The organism is Ciceribacter lividus, assembly GCF_003337715.1.
GTDB classification, from domain to species: Bacteria; Pseudomonadota; Alphaproteobacteria; order Rhizobiales; family Rhizobiaceae; genus Allorhizobium; species Allorhizobium lividum.
Genome location: NZ_QPIX01000001.1, coordinates 323091 through 348496, shown reverse-complemented (window position 1 = coordinate 348496; position 25406 = coordinate 323091). Strand labels below are relative to the sequence as shown.

The following is a 25406-nucleotide window of genomic DNA, read 5'->3' as shown; positions in this document are numbered from 1 at the left end:
TCATTCCTCCCGAGTTTCGATGCTGTTTGCGCGGGTACCCTCGCCGCCCTGCCGGCGCGCAACCCAGATGGTGACGGTCAGCGCCTGCGTCGCCGGGCTTGCCGGCGGCAGGTCGACCACCTTTTCGACGGCGAGCCCGTATTTGGCGAGCCAGTCGGCCATCACCGGATGCGAGAAGCCTAGCCGGACATGGGCGTGCTCTTCCCTGAGGTGTTCGAGGCTGTGCGGCGCAAGGTCGATGATCACCAGCCGGCCGCCGACTTTGAGCATCCGCGCCGCTTCCCCGATCGCCAGTTCCGGCTGCACCAGGAAGTGCAACACCTGGTGGATCGTGACGACGTCGTATTCGCTGCCGTCGAGCGGCAGGTTCAGGATGTCGCCGTGGCGCACCGTCGCCTTGAGGATACCCGCCTTGTCGAGATTGGCGCGCGCCACTGCGAGCATGTCGCGGCTGGCGTCGATGCCGACGGCGCGGCGGTAAAGGTCGGAAAGAAGCTGCAGGATGCGGCCCGTGCCCGTGCCGAGGTCGAGGAGCGCATCCACCTGCTCCGGCCCGAGGACCTCGAGAAGGGCCGCCTCGACCTGCCGGTCGTCCACATGCAGCCGGCGGAGCTCGTCCCATTCGGACGCGTTGCGGCTGAAATAGGCCTGCGCCTTGTCGGCGCGGGTGCGCTTGACCGCGGAGAGCCGCTCGCCGTCGCGGAGCAGGACGGGATCGTCCACCCGTGCGGCCGAAAGAATGATGCCGGCGAGTGCGGCGGCATCGCCGTCCTGCTTCAGGCGGAAATAGGCCCAGGCCCCTTCCTGGTAGCGGTCGATCAGTCCGGCCTCGCCGAGAAGCTTCAGGTGCCGGGAGATGCGCGGCTGCGACTGGCCGAGGATTTCCGTCAAGTCCGTGACCGTCAGGTCGCCGGCGGCAAGCAGGGCGAGTAGCCGAAGCCGCGTCGGCTCCCCCGCCGCCTTCAGCAGTTCGACAAGCGCATCCACGCCAAATTCCATCGGCTTCGCCATTCCAATCCCCGATCAAGATATAAAGATATGTTTATGTCATATAAATGAGAGACGCAACCAAACTTTTTAACAAATTGAAATTGAAAATGATGGGAGAAAGCCGTTCGAATCGCTGCCGCCGAAGACTCGCGGGGTGGAATCGTGCGAGTTTGACAACGTCGCCTTTTGTTCCTATTTTGTTCCAACTCTTGGAGTTCCCATTGAGCAATGAAGTGATGAGCGCGAGCTTGGACCTGGTTAACAAAACAAACGGCGAGAAATTCCACACCGTTCTCGCTGATCCCCCATGGCGCTTTGTTAATCGAACCGGCAAGGTGGCGCCAGAGCATCGGCGCCTTTCTCGCTACGGAACAATGAGCACGGCTGAGATATGCCAACTCCCGGTCGCATCGCTGACCGCTTCGCCGGCGCACCTGTACCTTTGGGTTCCCAACGCCCTTCTGCCTGACGGGCTGCGGGTCATGCAGGCATGGGGCTTCGAATACAAGTCGAATATCGTCTGGCACAAATTGCGCAAGGACGGCGGCTCCGACGGCCGCGGGGTCGGATTTTACTTCCGCAATGTCACCGAAATCCTGCTGTTCGGCGTGCGCGGAAAGAATGCCCGCACCTTGCCGCCGGCACGTAGTCAGGTGAACTACATCGGCAGCCGCAAGCGCGAGCATTCCCGCAAACCGGACGAGCAATACGATCTTATCGAAAGTTGCTCAAAAGGACCTTATCTGGAATTATTTGCACGTGGCACTAGGCCAGAATGGACGTACTGGGGCAACCAGGCCGACGAAAACTACAAACCGACTTGGAAGACGTATGCCTACAATTCGGCAATGGAGGCAGCGGAGTGACGTCGAACAAACCTCAACGTGAAAGCCCTTGGAGAATCGGAAGTTTCACCAAGAACTTCAGTTGGGGAAGCGTTGACAACGGCTTCAAGCGTCTACATCACGCGATAAATGTTGGGTTCAAAAGAGATCTTAAGCCAGTACCGCGAGAGCTCTTCTGGGAACGGCTTGAGAGGGGTGGTTTCGTACCTCATATTCCATCAAATTTCTTTGTCTTCAACGGGACTATCGATCGCGAGAACTATATTTTTCCGGATGAGCTAGTATTTAAAGCACTCTCGTCTGAACATGATCGGTCGTTCGACAAACTGGCTCTTTTCACCCTGCTCTTGAGCGAAGTTGGCAAGTGGAAAGGCGCGAGGTCGGGACAATCACAACCCTCTGAATGGGCTAGGTACTTCATACTCGAAAGACTGCAAGGCAAGGACACTTGGGCGCCAACTCATTATTCTGCTAATGAGATCGAGAAATTCCTCAGCGAAACCAATCGTTTTGAAGGTGGAAGCGGAACCCGAAAACTGGCGACAAACCTCGCCTATTTTTTCTCGCTCGCGCGATTAGATCAGTTTGCCGAAGAAGATAACTTGAGCTGGATAACTGACAGCGTTTTTTTGGCGTTAGACAGATACTTTATGATCAAAAAGCCAGAAAACTTCGGCGTCGAGTGGGCTATAGACACGTTAGCTGAAAATGGTATCGCAGACCTAGCGGGTCCGTTTGAGGAGACTTTCCTCACCTATGAAGCTATCAGTGCGAGGCTATATACCGAAAGCAAGGGCGTAGATCGCCTAAAAGGAACGACCAGCACGGTTATCGGCGTATTGTCGAGAGAACCATTGTTGTACAAAGAATTACCCGCAATAGTCGGAAACTGGCTAAAAAATAGATTATTCGTAGAATTTGTCGACAAAGATAGACTTGAGCAATTGAAAAGCTTCAATGCTGAGCAGTTTTATGACAAAGCTATAGAGAAACTGCACAATAGCCTACCAAAGCCAACTCTGAATGGAAATGAACTTATAGCCTTGGTACGACCGCAAGATGACAGTGATTGATTCCTGCATAATTATAGACGTAATGAGCAACGATAGCTTTTCCACGGCATCGAAGACCGCATTGGTTGACCGAGCGCGGAAGGGAAGGCTGTTCGCTCCAGATATAGTTTTCTCGGAAGTATGCCTAGCCTACCCAAGCGCGAGCGACGCAAAGAGATTATTCCGAGACTTGGATATAAATATAGTTCATTTAGACGAAGAGTGCCTGTTCCTTGCAGCATCCACGTTCAACAGCTTTTCCTCAAGAAACAAGAAGACGAAGCGCCAACAAATACGCACTCAAAAGCGAATACTTCCCGACTTCTATATCGGGGCATTTGCTCAACACCAAGGCCTGCCTCTACTTACGCGAGATCTGAAACGGAAGTGGGGAACGGACTTCCCCACCCTCCAGATAATTACGCCATAATTACCGCGTCAGCCGCTTGTAGGTCACCCGCTTGGGGTTGACCGAGTCCGGGCCGAGGCGGCGGATCTTGTCCTTCTCGTAGTCCTCGAAGTTGCCTTCGAACCATTCGACATGGCTGTCGCCCTCGAAGGCGAGGATGTGGGTCGCCAGCCGGTCGAGGAACATGCGGTCGTGCGAGATGATGACCGCGCAACCGGCGAAGTTTTCGAGCGCGTCTTCGAGCGCGCCCAGCGTTTCCGTATCGAGGTCGTTGGTCGGTTCGTCGAGCAGCAGGACATTGCCGCCGGCCTTCAACATCTTGGCGAGATGCACGCGGTTGCGCTGGCCGCCCGACAGGTTGCCGACCTTCTGCTGCTGGTCGCCACCCTTGAAGTTGAAGGCGCCGCAATAGGCACGGGAATTCATTTCGAACTTTCCGAGCTTGATGATGTCGTTGCCACCGGAGATTTCCTCCCAGACATTCTTGGATCCATCGAGCGAATCGCGGCTCTGGTCGACATAACCGAGATGGACGGTATCGCCGATGCGGATCTCGCCGCTGTCGGGCTTTTCCTGGCCGGTGATCATCCTGAAAAGCGTCGTCTTGCCGGCGCCGTTCGGGCCGATCACGCCGACGATGCCGCCGGGCGGCAGCTTGAAGGAGAGATTTTCGAAGAGCACGCGTCCGTCATAGGCCTTGGTGATGTTCTCCGCCTCGATGACGACATTGCCGAGCCGCTCGCCGACCGGAATGATGATCTGCGCTTCGCCGGGACGCCGGTTCTCGGCCGCCGCCACCAGCTCGTCATAGGCACGGATACGAGCCTTCGACTTCGCCTGGCGAGCCTTCGGGCTCGAGGCGATCCACTCCTGCTCACGCGACAGAGCCTTCTGGCGGCTGCCTTCCTCGCGCTCTTCCTGCGCCAGGCGCTTCGCCTTCGCGGTCAGATAGGCGGAATAGTTGCCCTCGTAGGGAATGCCGCGACCGCGGTCGAGCTCGAGAATCCAGCCGGTGACGTTGTCGAGGAAGTAGCGGTCGTGGGTGACCATCAGGATGGCGCCCGGATATTCGCGCAGGTGCTTTTCGAGCCAGGCAATCGTCTCGGCGTCGAGGTGGTTGGTCGGTTCGTCGAGCAGCAGCAGGTCGGGCTGGCGCAGGAGCAGCTGGCAGAGCGCGACGCGGCGCTTCTCGCCGCCGGAGAGATTGTCGATCGTCGCGTCGCCGGGCGGGCAGCGCAGCGCTTCCATCGCCATTTCCACCTGGCTTTCGAGATCCCAGAGGTTCTGGCTGTCGATGATGTCCTGGAGCTTGGCGCCCTCTTCCGCCGTCTCGTCGGAATAGTTCATCATCAGTTCGTTGTAACGGTCGAGGATCGCCTTCTTGTCGGCCACGCCTTCCATGACATTGCCGAACACGTTGAGGCCCTCGTCGAGCTGCGGCTCCTGCGCGAGATAGCCAAGGGTGGCGCCCTCCGCGAGCCATGCTTCGCCGGTCCACTCCTTGTCGAGACCAGCCATGATCTTCAGCACGGTCGACTTGCCGGCGCCGTTCGGGCCGAGGATGCCGATCTTGGCGTCCGGATAGAAGGAGAGGTGAATGTTCTCGAGGATCTTCTTGTTGCCGTAGGACTTGTTCAGTCCGGCCATGTGATAAATGAACTGCCGTGCCATGGAAAATGTGCTCCCCGGGGGAAAAGAACTGGATGTGCCGCTATGTAGGCGAAAGGGCCTTGCGGGGCAACTGCCAATCCCCGGCGGGACACCGCAGCGCCGTGAACATGGAGCGCCTCAGCGCAGCGCCTGGTGGTCGATGCGGAAGAGCTGGAAGCCGTCTTTCGGTGAATCGACGATCCTGACGAGCCCCGGCCAGTCGCCGCCACGCGCCAGCGTGGCGTAGAGCGTGTCGTTCGGGACATAGCCGACGATCGGATAGCGGCAGACGGCGACATAGTCGAAGGGAGCGGCAGCTTCCCGGCGGACGGCGCTCTCCGTCGAGACGAAGAGGTCGAACATGCGCTTGAGCCCCGGCGCCGCGCGGTGGAACGAGATCGCACCGACGCTCATGCCTTCCGGCAGCCTGCCGGCGATGTCGAGGCCGAGCGAAGACGGCGCCATGATGCGCCCCGGCGGCAGCCCCGCAAGCGCGTTCACATCCACGCCGGTGCACGTGTCGAAGGTCAGATAGTCGATGACGTCGGGGCGGAATGGCTCGGCCGGCACCAGCCGGTATAGGCCGTAGCCGCCGACCAGCACCACGAGCGTCGCCGCGGTCGTCGCTCTGGCGACGGCGACATTCCTTCGCGCGATCTCCGCCCATACGACCGGCAGGAAGAGCAGGACGCATGCGCCCGGAAAGCGGATGAACCGCGTCTGCAACAATGTGAACAGGAACAGCGCCACGGCGACGGCGTAGATGATCACGACCGGAACCTCCCCTCGCCGCGTGCGCCGCCAGACGAGCGGCAGGGCGGCAGTAGCGACGATCGCGATCAGACCGAGGCAGACGACCTTGATCGTCTCGCCCGCCGCATAGAAGTCGAGGAACGTCTTCTCCTGCCGGACCCGGTCGAGCCACAGCGCATGGAGCTTGGCGTCGATCATCTGGAAGGGGCCCCGCAGGCACGTCGGAAAGCCGAAGGCGAGCAGAAGGGCAAGCAGCCCGCCCGGCACGACGACGGCGGCGAGGCGGGCGACGGGACGAGCCTCGCGGACGAAATGGGCGGCTGCGAAGCTGATCGCGCCATAGCCGGTGAGTGCGGCGAGATAGGGCGCGGAGAAGGCGTCGCACCGCGTGGCGAGCATCTCGCCGGGCCCGATCAGCAGGAGGGCCGCAGCCGGCATCACAACTGCGACCGATGCTGAAAGCGCGCGTTGCACCGGCCCGCTGCCTGCAAGGCCGAAGACCCACGCCGCGCCGACGCCGAGCATCACGATCAGAACCACGGGTGCCAATTCGAGCCCGACGGCGACGGAGAGGACGCAGGCGAGGCCCGCCAGCATGCCGCCCGCCGCCGACCACAGCGAGACGCCGTAAAGTGCCAGCATCAGCAGCAGGAGCTGGACGTTGTGGTGATCGATCCGGCCGGGACTGAATTCCCAGAGCGAGAGCGGCATCATCACGAACGCGGCGATGACGTGCACCGGGCGCACGAGGCCGGCCTCACCGGCGATGCGCTGCATCGTGGCGACCGCGAGCCAGCAGAAGCCGGCCAGCATTACCGGCTGCCAGACGTGGAAGGCGAAGGCCAGCGCCCGTTCGCGACCGAGAAAGGGCTGGGTCAGCTGCGTCAGGACGACATAGGGCAGATCGACGAGACGCGACCACGGAGAGAGATAGACCTCCGGCATCCGGATCGCCGGGATCGTCAGGTCGTACCAGCTTCCGCGGTCGAGAAGCGTCCGGATTTGCAGCGACCTCAGGAGATCGTCGATGTCGCGGTAGTAAAAGCGGCCGTCCATGACGTCGAACGCCACCAGCAGCGCCGCGACGGCAAAGGCGGTCACGACGAGCGTCATTCGCCCGGATGTTTCCGCCCCGCGGCTCATACCCGATGATTTCGTCGCGTCGACCATTCCCCACCTCGCCGGCAAAGGCCGGGCTCTCGTTGACACCGAAGGACCAAATCCGGCAAGACTCGCGGAGCAGGCACGGCTGGTCGGAACGACACACAGTCAATGGCCCGAGATCAAGCAAAAATAACTTAAGATTGCAATAACGAACGCATTGCACAACCAGAACAACGAGACTCCGGATGTTTGAGACGACCGATTTTCACGAGGCACCCTCGGGCGCCAGGCTCGCCTATCATCATGCGCCGGCAGAGGGCACGCCGCGCGCCATCCTGCTCGTCAATCACGGCCTCGTCGAGCATTCCGGGCGCTACCGTGGCTTTGCCGAGGCGATGGCCGCCCGCGGCTTTGCGGTCTATGCCCACGACCACCGCGGACACGGCGAGACGGTCGCCGAAGGGGCGCCGCTCGGCCGCTTCGCGCCGGCCGGAGGCGCCGAGAAGGTGATCGCCGACGTCAAGGCGATGCGCGATCTCGCCGTCTCCCGCCATGGCGCCCTTCCGGTCCTTCTCTTCGGCCACTCCATGGGCGGCCTGATCGCGCTCAACGCCGCGGTCTCCCACCCGCAGGATTTTCGGGCCCTCGCCGTCTGGAATTCAAACTTCAACCCCGGCATTGCCGGCCGCTTCGCCGAGGCGGTGCTTTTTGCCGAGCAGATGCTGAAAGGCTCGGACGTGCCGAGCACCATCCTGCCGCTTGCCACCTTCCGCGCCTGGGGCCGCTCCATTCCCGGCCGGCAGTCCGACAGCGACTGGCTCTCCCGCGACCGGGCGGAGGTCGAGAAATACGACCGGGACCCGCTCTGCCGGTTTGAGGCGAGCGTCTCGATGTGGCGCGACGTCTTCGCGCTCACCTTCCGCGCGCCAGTACCCGCCATGCTCGCCCGCCTGCCGAAGCACCTGCCGATCCACCTCGTCGGTGGCAGCAAGGACCCGGCGACGCGCGGCGGGCGCGAGATCACCTGGCTCGGGCGCCGTCTCGAACGCCACGGCTTCACCGACGTCACGACCCGGATCTACGACGAGATGCGCCACGAGACGCTGAACGAGTTGGGCCGAGAGGAAGCGATCGCCGACTTCGCCGACTGGGCCGAGCGTGCGCTCGCCGGCCGCTGACCGTCCCTCGGAGCGCTTCAGCGTCCGAAACGGAATGATCCCATGAGCGAAATTCAAGTGCCGGCTGGACATTTCGGCGCTATACCAGACGCTTAGCAACCGCTCTTCGAGGCGGACGGGGCCGACCTTATTCGACCGCTGCAAGATCGCCGCCGGTGGGACGCCCCGAAAACGAGGACGACGCATGACCGAAGCCCAAGAGCCCCGCCCACCGCTTGCCGGCATCCGCGTCATCGAACTGGCGCGGGTGCTTGCCGGTCCCTGGGCCGGGCAGATGCTGGCCGACATGGGTGCGGACGTCATCAAGGTCGAAAACCCGGAGGGCGGCGACGACACCCGCGCCTGGGGCCCGCCCTTCGTCGAAGGCAAGGACGGCGAGAACCTTTCGGCTGCCTATTATCACTCGACCAACCGCAACAAGCGTTCGATCGCCGTCGACCTGAAGAGCGAGGAAGGCCGGGACATCGTCCGCCGGCTTGCCGCCACCGCCGATGTCCTGATCGAGAATTTCAAGCTCGGCGGGCTCGAAAAATACGGCCTCGACTACGAGAGCCTGAAGGCGATCAACCCGAAGCTGGTCTACTGCTCGATCACCGGCTTCGGCCAGAACGGTCCTTATGCCGAGTTCGCCGGCTACGACTATATCGTCCAGGGCATGTCCGGCTTCATGTCGATCACCGGCGAGCCGGACGGCCAGCCGATGAAAGCGGGCGTGGCGATCGCCGACATCTTCACCGGCATCTATGCCGTCACCGCCATCCAGGCGGCGCTGATCCACGCGATGAAGACCGGCGAAGGCCAGCACATCGACATGGCCCTCCTCGACGTGATGGCCGCGGTGCTCGCCAACCAGAACATGAACTATCTCGTCTCCGGCAAGGCGCCGGTCCGCCTCGGCAACGCCCATCCGAACATTTCCCCTTATGAGGTCGTGCCGACCGCCGACGGCCACCTGATCCTCGCCGTTGGCAATGACGGCCAGTTCAGGCGCCTCTGCACCATCCTCGGCATTGCCGCCACCGCCGACGACGAACGGTTCTCGACCAACAAGGCGCGCGTCGCCAACAAGGCCGAGGTCCGCCGCATCGTCTCGTCCGAAACCGCCAAATGGATGAAGCGCGACCTCCTGACGGCCTGCGAGAGCAATGCCGTCCCGGCCGGCCCGATCAACTCGATCGCCGAGATGTTCGAGGACCCGCAGGTGAAGGCGCGCGGCCTGCGCATCGATCTCGCCGACGCCGACGGCAACAGCATTCCGGGCGTGCGTACGCCGATCGTGCTCTCGAAGACCCCGCTGCGCTACGAACGGCCGAGCCCGCGCATCGGCGAACACCAGGACGAGGTTCTCGCCGAACTGGCGGACATCGAAGGAAAGGCTTGAAGATGAAGAAGACCGGCGGACAACTGATCGTCGACGCGCTGCTCGCCAACGGCGTCGAGCGCGTGTCCTGCGTGCCCGGCGAAAGCTATCTCGCCGTGCTCGATGCGCTGCGTGACAGCGGCATCGAGACCATCGTCTGCCGCCAGGAAGGCGGCGCCGCGATGATGGCCGACTGCTGGGGCCGGCTCACCGGCAAGCCCGGCATCTGCATGGTGACCCGCGGCCCCGGCGCCACCAACGCCTCGGCCGGCCTCCACATCGCCCGGCAGGACTCGATCCCGATGATCCTCTTCATCGGCCAGATCGGCCGCGACATGAAAGAGCGCGAAGCCTTCCAGGAGGTCGAGTACCGCCGCGCCTTCACCGAATTCGCCAAATGGGTCGGCGAAATCGACGACGCCCGCCGCATTCCGGAGTTCGTGACCCGCGCCTTCGCCGTGGCGACCTCCGGCCGCCCCGGCCCCGTCGTCCTGACGCTGCCCGAAGACATGCTGGTCGAGCTGGTCGAGGCGCCGGCACCCCGCCCCGCCACCCCGGTCGAAAGCCATCCGGGTTCCGCCCAGATCGCGGCCTTCGCGGAGATGCTCGCAAAGGCCGAGCGGCCGATACTCGTCCTCGGCGGCACCCGCTGGAGCGAGGACGCCGTCGTGACGATCGAGGATTTCGCCGATCGCTGGAAGCTGCCGGTCGGCTGCTCCTTCCGCCGCCAGATGCTCTTCGACCACCTGCACCCGTCTTACGCCGGCGACGTCGGCATCGGCATCAACCCGGCGCTGGCGAAGGAAATCAAGGAGGCCGATCTCGTCGTCCTTCTCGGTGGCCGCTTCTCCGAAATGCCGTCGTCGAGCTACACCCTGCTCGACGTCCCCTACCCGTCGCAGAGCCTCGTGCACGTCCATCCCGATCCGTCGGAACTCGGCCGCGTCTATCGCCCGGATCTGGCGATCTGCGCCGCGCCCGAGGATTTCGTCGCCGCCCTGAAGACGGTTCAGGCACCGCAGTCGCCCGTCTGGGCCGCGCGGACCGAGGCGATGCATGCCGCCTATCTTTCCTGGTCGACGCCGCCCTCGAGCGGTCCCGGCGCGGTCCATATGGGACCGATCATGGAATGGCTGGAAGAGAACACCGCGAAGGACACGATCTTTACCAACGGCGCCGGCAACTACGCGACCTGGGTGCACCGCTTCCATCGCTTCCGCGCCTACAACACGCAGGCCGCCCCGACCTCCGGCTCGATGGGCTACGGGCTTCCCGCCGCGGTCGCCGCCAAGCAGCTCTTCCCCGAGCGCGAGGTCGTCTGCTTTGCCGGCGACGGCTGCTTCATGATGCACGGCCAGGAATTCGCGACCGCGATGCGCTACAACCTGCCGATCATCGTCTGCCTGGTGAACAACGGCATCTACGGCACGATCCGCATGCATCAGGAGCGGGAATATCCGGGCCGCGTCAGCGCCACCGACCTCACCAATCCGGATTTCGCAGCCCTCGCCCGCGCCTATGGCGGCCATGGCGAAGTGGTGGAGAAGACCGAGGATTTCGCCGCAGCGTTCGAGCGCGCCCGCGCCTCCGGCAAGCCGGCGATCCTCGACATCAAGCTCGACCCCGAGGCGATCACGCCCGCCCGCACGCTGACGCAGATCCGCAACAAGGCGTGACCGCAGCGGCGGACATGGGGCGACGCTTGCGCGCCCTCTTACTCCCCTGAAGAAGGGCCGGGCTCGGCGACAGCGAGCTGTGTCAGCCAATCGCGAAACACCGTTTGCGCCTGACTCGCTTGGCCGTTGCCGGGCGAGAGCAGGACATAGCGGCTGCCATCCTTCAAGAAACCCGCAGGCGATGACAAAAGGCCGGCACTGAGGTCATCGCGCACCAGATGCCAGGGCCCGATGGCAACGCCGAGTCCGGCGATCGCGGCCTGAAGGCTGAAATAGAAATGTTCGAAGGCGAGATCGGGATGTCCGCCGAGTGGTGTGCCGGTGAGACCTGCCCAGCTCTGCCAGGCAGACATCCGGGTGCGGCTGTGCAGGAGGGGAGCGCCCGGCCGCAGATGGCCATTATCGAAGAAGCGCTCGTGCAGATCCGGCCGGCAGACGGGACCTACCCATTCGCAAAACAAGGGCTCTGCCGCATAGGCGGCAGGCAGCAGAAAGTCGTCGCGGCGGATCGCAAGATCGATCCCCTCGCCCAGCGTCACTGGCCCACCACCGGCGACGAGCCTGATATCCGCCTGCGGATGCATCCGCTTGAGATCGGGAATGCGCGGGATCAGCCAGCGCATCATCAATGTCGGCTCGCAGGAGACAGTGACCGGCGCGTTGGCCTGCTCCGCGCGGATGTCGCGTATGGCGGCTTCGATATGCCCGAGCCCGTGCGCCACCGCCTGTGCCAGTCGCCGCCCCTCATCCGTCAGAAAAACCGCACGATTTCGCCGGGTGAAAAGCGCCGTTCCGATATCACCTTCCAGCAGACGCACCGCACGACTGACAGCACCATGCGTCAGGTTAAGCTTCTCTGCAGCCTTGCTGATACTCTCCACCGCAGCGGCAGCGCGAAAGCATTCGAGGGCAGGAAGTGAGGTGATCGGTCGCTTCATATGTGTCAGTTTAAATCACACTCTTTGTCAGAAGTCATCGTTATTCATCCCGCGGCCAATGCGCTATCCGAACCGTATTTCCAAAGGAGCTTCGCATGACCGAGTGGCTTGCCGTCATCACCATCACCATTCTCGCCGTCATCAGTCCTGGACCGGACTTTGCCATGGTGTCGCGCAATTCGTTGACGCTTTCGCACAAAGCGGGTCTGCTCACGGCGATTGGCATTGGCGCGGGCGTGCTGGTGCATGTCTGTTACACGCTGCTCGGCATCGGCGTAATGATCCGCTATTCCCCCAGGTTTCTTGATGTGATGAAACTCCTGGGGGCGGCCTACTTGGTCTGGCTCGGAGCAAAGATGCTGATGAGCCGCCCGCGCAGCGACGATATAGCACCCCGCGCACTGACCCTCTCCAATACCGGCGCGCTCAGGATGGGATTCTGGACGAATGCCCTCAACCCGAAGACATCGATTTTCATCGTCAGCCTGTTTACCCAAGTCGTCGGTGGCGCCACTCCGCTTTTCACCCGCATCGCCTATGGCGGGTTCATCTCTCTGGCACATATCCTCTGGTTTGCCGTGGTGGCGCTTTTCTTTGGCGCTCCGGCACTCCGCCGGAGACTGCTGAGGTCCAGCCACTGGATCGACCGGGCCTTCGGCGTTGCCCTGATCGGCTTCGGACTCAGCCTCGCCGTCTCGGATCTATCGCTTGCGTAGAGTCACGCGACCGGAAACCATCGTGCAACAAGACGGCATCACATCCCGGCCGGAATGCGGGCAATCACCTCGATTTCGAAGTCGAGGCCAGCAAGCCGGTTGAGGCGCACCGCCGTCCGGTTCGGGTAGGACGTGGAGGGAAAGACCTCCCGTTTGACCGCCATGATAGCAGGAAACCGCATCTCCGGGTCGGTGTGAAAGGTCGTCACGTCGGCGATATCGATCAGGGCAAAGCCCGCAGCACATAAGGTTGCCCCAGATTGACGAAGGTCAGGCGCACCTCATCCCCGAAAACCGACCCCGGGCTCCCGCCGCTGCGGCGGCCGACCCACAGGGCGACGTGTGCAAACGAAAAAGGGCCGGGATTTCTCCCGGCCCCGCATTCACGAAACGGTGGCGATCAGACCGCGGCCGTCACGACGAACTCGACCTTGTAGGCCGGCGTCGCGAGTGCGGCCTGGCTGGTGGCGCGGGCCGGCGGGTTCTTCGGGTCGATCCAGGCTTCCCAGACGGCGTTCATTTCGGCGAAGGTCGACATGTCGGAGAGATAGATGATCGTCTGCAGGATCTTCGACTTGTCCGAACCGACGGCGGCCAGCAGCCGGTCGACTTCGGCGAGCGCCGACTTCGACTGTTCGGTGACGGTCGCGCCCTCGCCGACCTGACCGGCGAGATAGACGGTGTTGCCGTGGACGACCGCGCCGCTCATGCGGGCGCCGGGTTCGATGCGCTTGATGCTCATGACAATTCTCCTGTTGGATGTCGAAGGATGAAGGCGGCAGCCGCTCAGTCGCGCAGCTGCAGGCTTTTCTGGTAGATGGCCGTCGAGCGGGCGCCGGAGCGGCAATAGCCGAGCATCGGACGCTCGAAATCGTCGAGCGCGTCGACCATGCCGGCGACCGCTTCCGAGGTGACGCCCATCGGGCCGACGGGCACGTGGGCGATCTTCATGCCGAGTTCCGCAGCACGCCGCTCGATCTCGGCAAACAGCGGCTGGCCCGGCTCCTCGTGGTCAGGCCGGTGGCAGACGACCGAGCGGAAGCCGAGTTCGAAAATGGTGTCGAGGTCCGACACGGTGATCTGTCCGGTGACCGAGTATTCCTCGTCGATCTGCCTGATGTCCATGGCACGGCTCTCCCTTCCTGATGCGGGACAAACCTCTACGATCAAGCCCGACGGGCGTCAATCGCCCGCCGGCCGCAATCACACGAACGCGAAGGAAAGCGCGTAGTCGCGCGCCTCGCCGGGTGCGAGCAGATCGAGTTCGCCGCGCTCGGCAAGCACGCTGCGCGGCTCCCAGCGATGCGAGACCGGCTCGATGCCGAGAACGTTCGCCGGCGCCTGCTGGTTGCGCCAGATCTGCAGGAAGGGCAGCGCGTCGGTCCGGAACCGCACCCGGAGCGTCTTGCCGCCGATCGCCTGGATCGGCCCGAGGCGCACCTCCGCCCACGGTTCGCCCTCCTTGACCGCCGGCACGCAGACGACCCCGCCGGGGTCCTCCCCGAAGGCCCAGGGAAAGCCGCCGCCGTCGAGCATGGCGCCCGAAAGCCGCACGCCGTCGTCGAAATGCCGGGCCCCGATATTCATGTGATACATGAGCATCGCCGGAAACGGTTCGTCGCCGGTATTCGTCACCCGGTCGGAAAGGTGCACTTCGCCGGTCTTCCCGTCGATCCGCCAGAACCGCTCGAGCCTGGCACTGCCGCCGTCGGCGAGCCGCACGGAAACAACCGCGCGTGCTTCCGCGTTCCCCTCGACGGTCTCGAAGGAAAGGATTTCCGCCGGATGCGACGAGAAGGAACCATGCAGCGGATAGGTGCCGCGCCCCTCGCCGATCGGCTCCGGATGGCGGATGTGGTCCGGACCGCAGGTGAAGAGGAAGCCTTCCAGCGAATGGTCGATTCGCGGATCGCCGTCGTCGGGGATCGCCCGCCCCGGCGCAAGGTCGACGCCGTCGACGACACAGGCGCCGATGTCGAGCACGGAACTACGGTCGAGGGTCAGCGAAGGGCCGGCAAGCCCCTTGAATTCGATCATGAATTGCTCCTTCGGGAGGACATCGGCCACGGCGTGAAATCAGCTGCCGCAGCTCTTTCTTGGACGCCGGACGAAGCACCGGCAATCACAATTAGCTGAATATTCACCATGAATTCACCTTTTCCACACTAGTGTCAAATTTGTCGCGTCTGTCCCGACCAGCACCGGGTTCGCGCCAGCCGATATCGCGTCTGTCGCAACCGACATCATCTGAGGAACTCCGTCATCGTGACCGACATCTGGAAAGCAGGACTGGTACTGGCAAGCCTCGCGGCCGGCTCGGCGGCGTGGACGGCGGCCGAGGCGCAAGGGTTCGATCCCTATCGCAGCGACACCCTGCTGGTGACGCCGGAAGGCGACATTCTCGGTTATACGCCAGAAGAGGGCGAGGTCGTGGTGAGCCGCGACCAGATGGGCCGCCGTGTCCTGATCGACCGCCGCGGCCGGGTGATCGCCACCGAAGTGCGCGCAGACACCTATTTCCCCCGCCGCCACCCCGGTTCGGGTGAGCCGGTCTACGAGGATTTCGGCGCCCCCGCCCCGGGCTTTGAGGATGACGGCGTCGTCACCGGCGCGATCCCCGGACCGGGCACGATCGACCGCGCGCCGCTCGACCAGCCGCTGCCGGACATGCCGTCGGGCGGTCCCGACATGCCGCCGCCGGTCGACCAGGCGCCGCAGCCCATCGTCACGCCGGACATTCCGGTCAAAAGCAATCTCTCGCAGCTCGAGATCACCGCGCTGCAGGTCTTCCTCGACCGCGAGGGCGTCTCTCCCGGCGTCATCGACGGCAAGATGGGCCAGAACGTCAACAAGGCGCTCGTCGCCTGGCAGGAGATGACCGGCGAGACCATCGACCCGAACAATGCCGAGGACATCCTCGAACGCCTGCGCATGTCGGGCGGCATGGCGGTGACCGCCTACACGATCACGCCGGGCGACGCCGCAGGCCCCTATGTCGCCTCCATTCCGGAAGACTACAGCCTGAAGGCGCAGCTCCCCTCGCTCGCCTACACCTCGACCGTGGAAATGCTGGCGGAAAAGTTCCACATGGACGAGAACTACCTGCGCGCGCTCAATCCGGGTGTCGATTTCACCATCCCCGGCACGATCATCAAGGTCGTCGAGCCGGGCAAGCCGAAGACCGGCAAGGTCGCCCGCATCGTCGCGGACAAGGGCAAGAAGCAGGTCTTCGCCTATGGCGAGGACGGCAGCCTCGTCGCCGCCTATCCGGCGAGCATCGGCTCGGCCGACACCCCCTCGCCGTCCGGCATCGTCACCGTCGAGCGCGTGGCGCTGAACCCCGGCTATACCTACAATCCGAAGATCAATTTCCAGCAGGGCAGCAACAACAAGGTGCTCGCCATCCCGCCGGGCCCGAACGGCCCGGTCGGCACAGTCTGGATGGCGCTGTCGAAGCCCACCTACGGCATACACGGCACGCCCGAACCCTCGAAGATCGGCCGCACCCAGAGCCACGGCTGCATCCGCCTCACCAACTGGGACGCGACCGAACTCGCCAAGATGGTCTCGCCGGGGGTGACGGTCGAATTTGTGGATTGAGGGGGGGGACACTCGACGCCGCAGGGCCTTCATGGGCCTCGGTCGAGCGACCTGCAGCCGCATCGGCCTCAGTCTTTAGCCTTCTCGGCCTTCGATGTCGCGAGGTAATGGCCCACCGCCATGATCGCGATGCCGAGCGGGATCAATGGGACGGTTACAATCGACTGCCCGATGGCCAGCACCATGTAGGGGTGAAAGCTGGTAATCGCGGCGATGGGAAGCAGCCCCAGAACGAAGAAGATCATCCCCAGCCAGGAAATACCCGTCTTCGGCGAAGGCACGAACCACCATGCGGCCAATGACAGAAAAACGATGGCGGCGATAGTTCCCATGATGTCTCTCCAGCTTGCAACGTGAATCAGATGAGCATGAGTGCTCATAACACGCAAAGGATCGGATGGCACGATCAGTCACCAACCTTTGGTAGAACAGCAGTCACCAGTATGGTCTCCCCCGGTGTGCCGTCGAATTCGTGGAGTGAGGGGCGAACGCGGCCGCTTTCGCGCCCGCATTCCGGTCGCTCCATCCTGCTGTTAAATTCCTGGAAGCTGCCGTTCTCCCAATCAGGCCGAATTCCTGAGAGGCGATGGTTGGTGATCGGGCGGCAGGCTGACAGGAAACGGTCAGCTAGACGCAATGCACCCCATCAGGATATACCTCTGGGCCTTGCCTCCCAAAAGAGTAACTGATGCCCCATCTCACGCTCGAGTACACCAAGAACCTAGCCAATTTCGATGCGTTTCGAGCTCTGCGCGATTTGAACGAGGCACTTGCCGCCACAAATGTTTTCGCCGAACTTAATATCAAAAGTCGCGCCATTCGGCTGGATGACTTTGCAGTCGGCACGATGCCGCGTGGTAGAGCCTTCGTGCACGTGAAGCTTGTGATTTCAGCCGGAAGAACAGCCGAAACTAAAAGAGCTTTATCCGATTCAATCGTAGAGATCCTGCGGGGCACCATTTCGCCTGCGCCTGATCTTCATGTTCAGATTTGCGCTGAAATCCTTGAAATTGATGGCGATAGTTATGCGAAGCGCGTTGTGGGTCGGTAGTGACCAGGTACGGATTTTCGGGTAAGCCCTAAGCGCTTTGCGCGGTGGAGCTAGCGCGTGCCTGATGTAACCATGAGCTGGCAGGGTCTGCAATTTCGGCTTCGACCCCTCTTGGCTGGAAAGCGCCTCCATTTCGGACATTGAGGGTGTACCCTGCCAATCGTAAAAGCGGAAGTTCAGCGCGTATCGATGGATTGCACGGAAAGGGTCACGCCTCAGTGGATTTGTTTTATAGACCGTCAAGCTTGCCCGCGATGCGAAGCACCACGTCGTCAATGATCGCATCTGACTGCGCAGCAACATCGCCCTTGTAATCAAAGTGGATGGAAACAAGGTCGGCTGGGATGCCGGGGAAAATTGTCCGGTCAAGAAAAACGGGAATTACCTCTGCCTCCGGAACTCTCGGAGTAAAGCAGTCCCTCTCGAAAGTCGGCCAAACCTTGTCCTTGTGGTGCTGATCGAGAATTGCGACAACAAGGCGCGATTTATTGACGAAGATATCTAGGAACTGCTGTGACCAGAGTCCACCTAGATAGTTGTCTTCGTAGTTCCGGTCATAGAATACCGAAATATCGAGTTCGCGGAGCTGCTGGCCTATGAAGTCGGCCAAAGCACGATTCTCACCGGCAAAAGAGATTGCGACATCCCACTCAAAATCTTTGGCATCCTCGCGAAAACCGCAACGCTGTCGAAGATCTTCCCAGTTCAGATTCTTAATGTAGTAGAAAAGGGCCGGATCTTCGATAGCGAAGTTTTTCGTATCTACGTCGTAATAGAATAAACGGGCGCATGCCTCCTTTTGCGCTAGAAGAACACCCAGCCTGTGATCTTTAACGTTGTTTATACTTCCCTTAATGTCTTGGCGAGCATTTGCAAGTTCGTTCAGGTCGACATTCGATCGCTCTTGCTCGGAGACGGCCCGCAGCAGTTTGTAGTATGGGTCATTCGTGGGGCGGAATCGACGACCGCGACAAAATTCGCGAACCGCCGGATCGTAGTTGTGATGCAGCGCGTCTACGACTTGTGCTTTGATCTCGTCCGGGGTCCAGTCGATTTGTCGTGTTTCTTCTTGCGTTTTGTCGACACCCGCGGAGACGCAGATTGTCTTGCAGATCTGTTGAGTGAGCCAGTAGTCGCCCCCGCTGTCCCTAATGACGGCTTCTTGGTCCGCTATGCAAATATTCAGCAGATTGCTTCCAAGTTCAATCATCTTGCCGATTACGCCGGCTGTTCCTGGGGCGATACGGTGGATGCCCATGCGCTTCGCGATGTCAGGGACCAGCTGAATTAGATCTGACCCAACGTTGTTGATTCCTATAATTATCAGTTTTGGAAGCCCATCACGATTGTCCCGCTCGGCGATTACTTTGGCGAGGTTTGCAAGGCGTTCCTTGGAGCCTACGTCGAGTCGATGGAAATCATCAACAACGTAAGTTTCGTCGCCGGACTCTAAGCAGATTGCCTCGATGATCGGTAGGTCTTTGGGCTCGCGCGGCGTCAAAAGCTTCGGCGTGTTCTCCGGGAAGATTTCCGCGAGTGCCTTCTTTACGGTCGTCGTCTTACCGGTCCCGGATTGGCCTTCTACCACAACTGGTTTGCCTTTGCGGCGGATGTCAACGAGGAGCGCGGTGTAGTTTGGCGGTTTTACAAAGGTGAATTCGGGCACACCTTCGGTAACAAAAACATCTTCCAAATATGCCATTTGTGCCCTCGAAGTTACTCGCTCAAACATTCAATAGGTAGAAGCAATGACGCAGCTAACTCTCTCCTTCAAGAGCATTCGTCCAACATTTGTCACCCGGCCGATAATCGGAAGTCGCCGGTAGATGCCAATTACCGCTCCGGCGTGGGGCTCCCCAGAACCCGACATTCCGCTCTCGGCCCCAAAACGGTCACTCACTCAGGCCGGCCGCTTCCGCATTCCGCCCAATCACCTACCCCCCCACCCACACAGCAAAAGGCCGCCGGCCGGGCACCCCCCCCCCGCCAGCGGCTTCCTCACTATCCTCTCACCGTCACGCCGCGTTGCCGACAACGCGAAGAAACCGGCGGGCGGGCTGCGAGCGCACCACGCGCACAGGCAGCACGCGCATGACTTCGAGCGCGAAGGCGCGGGCGTTTTCACGCGCCCGGTCGAGATTGCTGATCTTCGCCGGGTCCATCGTGTGCAGCGTGCCGCCGCAATCGAAGATCTCGCGGAAGGCGTTGCGCTCGACGATCGGCGTGTTGACGACGTTGACGCCGCGGGCCTGCAGCAGGCCCTTGATCGTCAGCAGCGCGCGGGTCGTCACCATCGAGGTCACGCGGGTCAGCACCACCGAATGCGGGATCGTCAGCCTCCCCTTCTCCTCGATGAGGCCGATGAGGTCGAGGATCTGCGCGGCGCCGCGCGCATCCATCGCGCAGCCCTGCACCGGGATCATCACATGGTCGGAAAGGCCGAGCGCGGTGGTCACGATCGCGTCGCGCGCGCCGGCGAGGTCGATCACGGTATAGTCCGCCGTCCGCCCGCACTCGGCGATGTGCCCCTGCAGCGAGGCGACGGAGACTTCGGAGATCACCTCGATATTGCGCTGCGGGCCGGAAAGCTCGTGCCACTGGCTGATCCAGTGCTGCGGATCGGCGTCGATGATCGCGACCCGGAACCCCTGCTGGGCGAGTTCGGTGGCGAGCAGCAGCGCCGCGGTGGTCTTGCCGGCACCGCCCTTGGCGTTGGCGAATGAGATGACTGGCATGCGTTTGTCCCCGAAAGTGCGGCGAGCCGACATCGCTCACTGCGACACCTTGCTCATGGCGTCGATGGCCGTCACTCTCGTTCATTATGGTTAACAAAGGGCAAACGGCCCGCCGTCCGCGACCGCCCCTGCACCCGCCAGCCCATTGATGCGGAAAAGAAAAAGGGCCCGCGCCTGGGAACGCGGGCCCTTGCATGTCAACTGAGGGTAAAACGCCTCAGAAGCATTCGAGGAAGAGTGCCTTGGTGTTCTCGAAGGTCATCTTGACCGGGTTGCCGCCGCAGCTCGGGTCCTCGATCGCCATGGCGGTCAGTTCGTCGATGCGGTCGGGCTTGATGCCCATGGCCGAGAGATTGTCCGGAACGCCGAGCTCGGCGCGCAGCGCCAGCACGTAGTCGTAGAAGCCGTCGAAACCGCCGGCGATGCCGAGATAGGCGGCGGCGCGCGCGATCTTCTCCTCGATCTCCGCGCGGTTGAAGCGAAGCACCGGCGGCATCACCACGGCATTCGTCATGCCGTGATGGGTGTTGTAGACCGCGCCGATCGGATGCGAGAGCGAGTGGATCGCGCCGAGCCCCTTCTGGAAGGCGACGGCGCCCATGGCGGCCGCGGCCATCATGTTGGTGCGCGCCTCGATGTCGGTGCCGTCGGCATAGGCCCGCGGCAGGAATTCCTTGACGAGCCGCATGCCTTCGAGCGCGATGCCCTGGCTCATCGGGTGGTAGAACGGCGAGGAATAGGCTTCCAGGCAGTGGGCGAAGGCGTCCATGCCGGTGCCGGCGGTGATCATCTTCGGCATGCCGACGGTCAGTTCCGGGTCGGCAATGACGACGCCCGGCAGGAACTTCGGATGGAAGATGATCTTCTTCACATGGGTTTGCGAATTGGTGATGACGCTGGCGCGGCCGACTTCCGAGCCGGTGCCGGCGGTCGTCGGCACGGCGACGATCGGGGCGATGCCCTCGACGTTCGCCCGCGTCCACCAGTCGCCGATGTCCTCGAAGTCCCAGACCGGCCGCGTCTGGCCGGCCATGAAGGCGACGCACTTGCCGAGGTCGAGGCCCGAGCCGCCGCCGAAGGCGACGACGCCGTCATGGCCGCCGTCCTTGAAGGCCTTGACGCCGGCTTCGAGGTTCTTCTCGTTCGGGTTCGGGTCGACGTCGGCGAAGATCGCGCGGCCGAGGCCCGCCTCTTCGAGGACGTCGAGCGCCCCTTGGGTGATCGCCATCGAGGCCAGCCCGCGGTCGGTGACGAGCAGCGGCTTCTTCATGCCGAGCGACTTGCAGGCGTCGGCGAGCTCCTTGATCCGGCCCCGGCCCATCTTGATGGCGGTCGGATAGCTCCAGTTTGCGACGATATTCATTTCGTGACCTTCTTGAGGTGGTAGGATTTCGGACGGGTGAGGTTCTGGAAGCCGATGACCGACAGCGATCCGCCGCGACCGGTGTCCTTGCAGCCGGTCCAGCAGAGCGCCGGGTCGAGATAGTCGGCGCGGTTCATGAAAACGGTGCCGGTCTCGATCTCGCGGCCGATGCGGGCGGCGCGGGCAGAATCCTGCGTCCACAGCGATGCCGTGAGGCCGTAGGGGCTGTCGTTCATCAGCTCGATCGCTTCGGCGTCGTTCTTCACCTTCATGATGCCGACGGCCGGGCCGAAGGTCTCGTCCTTCATGAACGACATCGAGTGATCGACGTTCACGAGGATCTGCGGCATCAGATAGGCGTGGCCGTCATCCTCAGGGAAGAGTTTCGGATCGACGAGCGCCTTGGCGCCCTTGGCGACGGCAGCCGCGATCTGCTCGCGCACATGGGCGGCGAAGCGGCGATGCGCCATCGGCCCGAGCGTCGTTTCCGGATCGAGCGGATTGCCGAGCTTGTAGTTGGAGACCCAGGCGACCGACTTCTCGACGAAGGCGTCGTAGAGGCTCTCGTGCACGTAGATGCGCTCGATGCCGCAGCAGCACTGGCCGGAATTGTAGGTCGCGCCGTCCATCAGCGTGTCGACGGCCGCCTCGAGATCGGCGTCCTCCATCACATAGCCCGGGTCCTTGCCGCCGAGTTCCAGCCCGATGCCTGCGAAGGTGCCGGCGGCCGCCCGCTCGATCGACCGTCCGCCCTCGACGGAGCCGGTGAAGTTGATGAAGTCGAAGCTGCCGGTGGCAATCAGCGCCGTGGTGGTGGCGTGGTCGAGGAAGAGGTTGATGAAGACGTCTTCCGGAACGCCGGCCTCGACGAAGGCGCGCACCATGCGCTCGCCGACGAGCAGCGTCTGCGTCGCATGCTTGATGACGACGGTGTTGCCGGCCATCAGCGCGGGGGCGACCGTATTGATCGCCGTCATGTAGGGATAGTTCCACGGCGCGATGACGAGGACGACGCCGTGCGGCTCGCGCTCGATGCGGCGCTCGAAGGTGGCGCTGTCCTCGATCACCAGCGGTGCGAGCGCATCCGCCGCGATCGAGGCGACGTAGTTCGAGCGCTCGTTGAAGCCCTTGTATTCGCCGCCGTAGCGGACCGGCCGGCCCATCATGTGGGCGAGTTCCGGCACCACCTCGTCCGACATTTCGTTGAGGCGTGCGACGCCCTTCAGCACGAGCTGCACGCGCTCTTCGAGCGGGCGCCGCGCCCAGGCTTTCTGCGCCTTGCGGGCACGATGGACGGCATCCTTCGCCGCTTCGAGCGACATCGCCTCGCGCTCGGCATAGACCGATCCGTCGATCGGCGAGATACATTGGATCATTGTCATGATCTTAAATCCTGTCTGTGTGGTTCAAGCTCTCTCGAAACCGCGCGCCACTTCCCAATCGGTGATGCGGCGGTCGTATTCTTCCTGTTCCCATTCGGCCGCGCGGACGTAGTGGTCCACCACCTCGTCGCCGAGCGCCGCCCGGAGCATGGCGGAATTGCGCAGCGATTCCGTCGCCGCGCGCAGCGTGCGGGGAATCTCGCGAACCTCGCGGGCTCCGTAAGCGTCTCCCACGAAGGCCGGCTCCAGTTCAAGCTTCTTCTCGATGCCGTCGATGCCTGCGGCAATCAGCGCGGCCATGGCGAGATAGGGATTGAGGTCGGAGCCACCGACGCGGCACTCGACGCGGATGCCCTTCGTCTCCTCGCCGCAGAGCCGGTAGCCGGCGGTGCGGTTGTCCTTCGACCAGATCGCCTTGGTCGGCGCAAACGTGCCGGCCATGAAGCGCTTGTAGGAATTGATGTAGGGCGCGAGGAAGTAGGTGATCTCGCTCGCATGGGCGAGAAGACCGGCCATGTAGTGCTTCATCGTCGACGACATGCCGTGCTCGCCGTTCTCGTCGAAGAACAGCGGCGTCTTGCCGTCGGCGCTCCACAGCGACTGGTGGATGTGCGACGACGAGCCGGCAGAATTGTAGTTCCACTTGGCGAGGAAGGTGATCGCCTTGCCGCGCGACCAGGCGATCTCCTTGCAGGCGTTCTTGATGATCGCATGCCGGTCGGCCATGGTCAGCGCGTCGGCATAGCGGACGTTCACCTCGCCCTGCCCGGCAGATGCCTCGCCCTTGGTGTTCTCGACCGGGATGCCGGCGCCCTGCAGACCCTTGCGGATCGCGCGCATGACGTCTTCTTCCTTGGTCGTCTGGAAGATGTGGTAGTCCTCGTTGTAGCCCGAGCCGAGCTGCAGGTCGCGGTAGCCGGACATGCGCGCGTCGTCATAGGTCTGGTCGAACAGGAAGAATTCCAGCTCGGTGGCCATGAAGGCCTTCATGCCCATGTCTTCGAGACGCTTGATCTGCTTCTTCAGGACCGCGCGTGGCGAATGCGGCACGTCGGCGTGGCTGTGGTGGTCGAGGACGTCGCAGATCACGAGCGCCGTGCCTTCGAGCCAAGGGGTCTTCCGCAGCGTCGAGAGGTCGGGCTTCATCGTGTAGTCGCCGTAGCCCTTTTCCCAGCTCGTCGCCTGATAGCCGGAGACCGTCTCCATCTCCATGTCGGTCGCAAGCAGGTAGTTGCAGCTGTGGGTTTCCTTGTAGGCGCTCTCCACGAAGAACTCGGCCTGGAAACGCTTGCCCATCAGCCGGCCCTGCATGTCCACCAGCACGGCGAGAACGGTGTCGATGCGGCCCTCGGCCACATCCATCTTCAGATCGTCAAAAGTGTACGGTGCAGACATCGGTGTTTCCTGACAGGCGTGTTTCGTTCCTTGGGGGGAATTCTCGTCGGGGGATCGTCCGGGACGCGCTGCGCCCCGGACGAGGTGTCATCAGGCGATCAGCCGTAGCGGTAAGGCTGACCGGCCTTCTGCATGACGGCCTGGTAGTCCTTGAGGATCTTGACCACCTTGGCATTGCGCTCGCTCTGCTTGGCGATCTCGTCCCAGAAGGCGAAGGCCTTCTCCTCGACCGTCTTCCATTCGGCGTCCGGGATCGAGGTGAGTTCGAGCTTGCTGCCGCCGGCGCGCAGGGCCGCCTCGCCGCCCCAGTACCAGTGCAGGCGACGATAGTGCGAACTGTCCATGCACACGCGCCAGAGCTGCTGCAGGTGTTCCGGCACTTCCTTCCAGCGATCGGCATTGGCGAAGAAGGATCCGCACCAGCCGCCCGAGATGTTGTTGGTCAGGAAGTACTTGACCACGCTGTCCCAGCCGACGGTCGTCACTTCGGTGATGCCCGACCAGGCGACGGCGTCGATTTCGCCCGTCTGCATGGCGACCGGGGTGTCTTCATAGGGGATAGTGACCGGGATCACGCCGAACTGCTCCAGGAACTTGCCGGCGGTCGGGAAGGTGAAGACACGCAGACCCTGCAGGTCGGCGAGCGACTTGATCGGCTTGTTGGTCGAGAAGTTGCACGGGTCCCACGCGCCGGCCGAAAGCCACTTCACGCCGACCTCGCCATAGGCCTCGTCCCAGATCTCGGCGAGACCGTATTTGTGGAACAGCGTCGGCACGTCGAGGCTGTAGCGCGAGGCGAACGGGAAGTAGCCGCCGAACACCTTGATGTCGACCGGCGAGTTCATCGAGTCGTCATCCGACTGCACAGCGTCGATCGTGCCGGCCTGCATGGCGCGGAACAGTTCGCCCGTCGGCACCAGCTGGTCGGCGGTGTAGAGCTCGATCACCATCTGGCCGTTGGCGGCCTTGTTGAAGGCGTCGACGCAGGGACGCACCACCTCCTCGGCGAGCGCGGCACCGGCATAGGTCTGCAGGCGCCAGGTGATCTTCTTGTCCTGCGCCTTGACGTGGGGAGCGGCCAGAACCACCGGAGCGGCAGCGGCGGCAAGGCCGGCATTCTTCAGAAAACTTCTTCTGTTTGTCATGTCCTATTCCCTCTCTGTTTTGTTTTTCACTTCTTCTTTCGGGTGCCCCCCGCGGCAGGACCGC

24 protein-coding genes are annotated in these 25406 nt (G+C 62.6%); 9 read left to right on the top strand and 15 right to left on the bottom strand.

Going from position 1 to position 25406, the window contains the following annotated elements; all coding sequences use genetic code 11:
- Complete coding sequence (locus DFR48_RS01755) at window positions 1-1011, bottom strand: ArsR/SmtB family transcription factor (protein ID WP_114361423.1); 1011 nt, start codon at window positions 1009-1011, stop codon at window positions 1-3.
- 200 nt (window positions 1012-1211) lie between these two features.
- On the opposite strand from DFR48_RS01755, the gene DFR48_RS01750 reads away from it, so the two are divergent.
- Genes DFR48_RS01750 through DFR48_RS22380 form a run of 3 tightly spaced genes read left to right on the top strand, consistent with a single transcriptional unit; the run spans window position 1212 to window position 3317 of the window.
- Entirely contained in the window at window positions 1212-1856 is a 645-nt protein-coding gene (locus DFR48_RS01750) for an MT-A70 family methyltransferase (RefSeq protein ID WP_245415485.1), read from the top strand.
- Window positions 1853-2908, top strand: coding sequence for a hypothetical protein (locus DFR48_RS01745; RefSeq protein ID WP_114361422.1), 1056 nt, complete (start codon window positions 1853-1855; stop codon window positions 2906-2908). The genes DFR48_RS01750 and DFR48_RS01745 overlap by 4 nt, the downstream gene beginning before the upstream one ends.
- Window positions 2895-3317, top strand: a complete 423-nt coding sequence (locus tag DFR48_RS22380) for a type II toxin-antitoxin system VapC family toxin (protein ID WP_114361421.1) — start codon at window positions 2895-2897, stop codon at window positions 3315-3317. Before DFR48_RS01745 ends, DFR48_RS22380 begins: the two co-directional genes overlap by 14 nt.
- Here DFR48_RS22380 and ettA read toward each other — a convergent pair whose 3' ends face one another.
- Together ettA and DFR48_RS01730 are read right to left on the bottom strand one after the other, a co-directional pair.
- A complete protein-coding gene (ettA, locus tag DFR48_RS01735) occupies window positions 3318-4967 on the bottom strand; it encodes an energy-dependent translational throttle protein EttA (RefSeq protein WP_114361420.1) in 1650 nt (549 codons plus the stop codon).
- Between the two features lie 117 nt (window positions 4968-5084).
- Window positions 5085-6812, bottom strand: coding sequence for a hypothetical protein (locus tag DFR48_RS01730; protein WP_114361419.1), 1728 nt, complete (start codon window positions 6810-6812; stop codon window positions 5085-5087).
- Window positions 6813-7048: 236 nt separating this feature from the next.
- Here DFR48_RS01730 and DFR48_RS01725 point away from each other — a divergent pair, with 236 nt between their 5' ends.
- The 3 genes from DFR48_RS01725 (at window position 7049) to DFR48_RS01715 (ending at window position 11017) form a co-directional block, all read left to right on the top strand.
- On the top strand, window positions 7049-7981 hold the full coding sequence (locus tag DFR48_RS01725) for an alpha/beta fold hydrolase (protein ID WP_114361418.1): 933 nt from the start codon (window positions 7049-7051) through the stop codon (window positions 7979-7981).
- A 184-nt stretch (window positions 7982-8165) separates the two neighbouring features.
- Window positions 8166-9362: a succinate--glutarate CoA-transferase gene (gene caiB, locus DFR48_RS01720; RefSeq protein ID WP_114361417.1), complete on the top strand. Its 1197-nt coding sequence runs from the start codon at window positions 8166-8168 to the stop codon at window positions 9360-9362.
- A gap of 2 nt (window positions 9363-9364) precedes the next feature.
- Window positions 9365-11017, top strand: coding sequence for a thiamine pyrophosphate-binding protein (locus DFR48_RS01715; RefSeq protein ID WP_114361416.1), 1653 nt, complete (start codon window positions 9365-9367; stop codon window positions 11015-11017).
- A 38-nt stretch (window positions 11018-11055) separates the two neighbouring features.
- On the opposite strand, the gene DFR48_RS01710 is transcribed toward DFR48_RS01715, so the two are convergent.
- A complete protein-coding gene (locus DFR48_RS01710; protein WP_114361415.1) occupies window positions 11056-11955 on the bottom strand; it encodes a LysR family transcriptional regulator in 900 nt (299 codons plus the stop codon).
- Between the two features lie 95 nt (window positions 11956-12050).
- Here DFR48_RS01710 and DFR48_RS01705 point away from each other — a divergent pair, with 95 nt between their 5' ends.
- Window positions 12051-12671: a LysE family translocator gene (locus tag DFR48_RS01705; protein ID WP_114361414.1), complete on the top strand. Its 621-nt coding sequence runs from the start codon at window positions 12051-12053 to the stop codon at window positions 12669-12671.
- 38 nt (window positions 12672-12709) lie between these two features.
- Here DFR48_RS01705 and DFR48_RS01700 read toward each other — a convergent pair whose 3' ends face one another.
- The 4 genes from DFR48_RS01700 to DFR48_RS01685 form a co-directional block, all read right to left on the bottom strand.
- Complete coding sequence (locus DFR48_RS01700) at window positions 12710-12880, bottom strand: Rid family hydrolase (protein ID WP_374591088.1); 171 nt, start codon at window positions 12878-12880, stop codon at window positions 12710-12712.
- A gap of 191 nt (window positions 12881-13071) precedes the next feature.
- On the bottom strand, window positions 13072-13413 hold the full coding sequence (locus DFR48_RS01695) for a RidA family protein (protein WP_114361413.1): 342 nt from the start codon (window positions 13411-13413) through the stop codon (window positions 13072-13074).
- Window positions 13414-13457: 44 nt separating this feature from the next.
- On the bottom strand, window positions 13458-13796 hold the full coding sequence (locus DFR48_RS01690; protein WP_114361412.1) for a protein tyrosine phosphatase family protein: 339 nt from the start codon (window positions 13794-13796) through the stop codon (window positions 13458-13460).
- A gap of 78 nt (window positions 13797-13874) precedes the next feature.
- Entirely contained in the window at window positions 13875-14708 is an 834-nt protein-coding gene (locus tag DFR48_RS01685; RefSeq protein ID WP_114361811.1) for an aldose 1-epimerase family protein, read from the bottom strand.
- A 228-nt stretch (window positions 14709-14936) separates the two neighbouring features.
- Here DFR48_RS01685 and DFR48_RS01680 point away from each other — a divergent pair, with 228 nt between their 5' ends.
- Entirely contained in the window at window positions 14937-16271 is a 1335-nt protein-coding gene (locus DFR48_RS01680; protein WP_114361411.1) for a L,D-transpeptidase, read from the top strand.
- Window positions 16272-16339: 68 nt separating this feature from the next.
- Here DFR48_RS01680 and DFR48_RS01675 read toward each other — a convergent pair whose 3' ends face one another.
- Complete coding sequence (locus DFR48_RS01675) at window positions 16340-16603, bottom strand: hypothetical protein (protein ID WP_114361410.1); 264 nt, start codon at window positions 16601-16603, stop codon at window positions 16340-16342.
- Window positions 16604-16959: 356 nt separating this feature from the next.
- Between DFR48_RS01675 and DFR48_RS01670 the strand changes: the two genes are divergently transcribed.
- Window positions 16960-17322, top strand: a complete 363-nt coding sequence (locus tag DFR48_RS01670; RefSeq protein ID WP_114361409.1) for a 5-carboxymethyl-2-hydroxymuconate Delta-isomerase — start codon at window positions 16960-16962, stop codon at window positions 17320-17322.
- A 229-nt stretch (window positions 17323-17551) separates the two neighbouring features.
- Here the strand turns inward: DFR48_RS01670 and DFR48_RS01665 are convergent, their stop codons facing one another.
- The 6 genes from DFR48_RS01665 to DFR48_RS01640 form a co-directional block, all read right to left on the bottom strand.
- Window positions 17552-19024 (bottom strand): TIR domain-containing protein, encoded by a 1473-nt coding sequence (locus DFR48_RS01665; RefSeq protein WP_114361408.1) that lies wholly within the window; start codon window positions 19022-19024, stop codon window positions 17552-17554.
- 313 nt (window positions 19025-19337) lie between these two features.
- The gene (locus DFR48_RS01660; protein ID WP_114361407.1) at window positions 19338-20057 is read right to left on the bottom strand and encodes a ParA family protein; all 720 of its coding nucleotides are present in this window, start codon (window positions 20055-20057) and stop codon (window positions 19338-19340) included.
- 217 nt (window positions 20058-20274) lie between these two features.
- Window positions 20275-21420, bottom strand: a complete 1146-nt coding sequence (locus DFR48_RS01655) for an iron-containing alcohol dehydrogenase (RefSeq protein ID WP_114361406.1) — start codon at window positions 21418-21420, stop codon at window positions 20275-20277.
- Window positions 21417-22802, bottom strand: coding sequence for an aldehyde dehydrogenase family protein (locus DFR48_RS01650; protein ID WP_114361405.1), 1386 nt, complete (start codon window positions 22800-22802; stop codon window positions 21417-21419). Before DFR48_RS01650 ends, DFR48_RS01655 begins: the two co-directional genes overlap by 4 nt.
- Before the next feature lie 24 nt (window positions 22803-22826).
- Window positions 22827-24197, bottom strand: coding sequence for a glutamine synthetase family protein (locus DFR48_RS01645; protein ID WP_114361404.1), 1371 nt, complete (start codon window positions 24195-24197; stop codon window positions 22827-22829).
- A 98-nt stretch (window positions 24198-24295) separates the two neighbouring features.
- A complete protein-coding gene (locus tag DFR48_RS01640) occupies window positions 24296-25342 on the bottom strand; it encodes a TRAP transporter substrate-binding protein (RefSeq protein WP_112688005.1) in 1047 nt (348 codons plus the stop codon).
- Window positions 25343-25406: the final 64 nt, after the last annotated feature.